Annotated in this window: 1 protein-coding gene; it reads left to right on the forward strand. The window is 64.6% G+C overall.

Going from position 1 to position 528, the window contains the following annotated elements; all coding sequences use genetic code 11:
• Window positions 1-528, forward strand: a 528-nt coding sequence (locus HX846_RS38385) for an FAD-dependent monooxygenase (protein ID WP_178967600.1), incomplete at both ends; no start/stop codon positions are given.

Here is a 528-nt window from a genome sequence, read left to right on the forward strand (position 1 = left end):
GCCTGGAACAGATGCGCCGCTCCGGCGATGACTGGCTGCTGACCCTGGCCGATGGCCGCACCTTGCGCGCGCCACTGGTGGTCGCGGCGGACGGTGCCAACTCGGCAGTACGTCGCCTGACCGGCACCGCTACCCGTGAGTGGGATTATTTGCACAACGCCATCGTCACCAGTGTGCGCAGCAGCCAGGTGCATCAAAAGACGGCCTGGCAGCGTTTTACCGACAATGGCCCGCTGGCATTCCTGCCGCTGGTGCGGGACGGGCAGGAAGACTGGTGTTCGATCGTCTGGTCGACCACCCCGAGTGAGTCCGAGCGCTTGATGGCGCTGGATGATGAAAGCTTCTGCCGTGAACTGGAAAATGCCTTCGAAGGCCGCCTGGGCAGCGTGATAAGCGCCGATCCACGGCTGTGCGTGCCGTTGCGTCAGCGCCACGCCAAACGTTACGTGGCAGAAGGCCTGGCATTGATTGGCGACGCGGCCCACGTCATTCATCCGCTGGCGGGGCAGGGCGTGAACCTGGGCTTCC

This window comes from Pseudomonas sp. K5002 (assembly GCF_013386655.1).
GTDB lineage: Bacteria > Pseudomonadota > Gammaproteobacteria > Pseudomonadales > Pseudomonadaceae > Aquipseudomonas.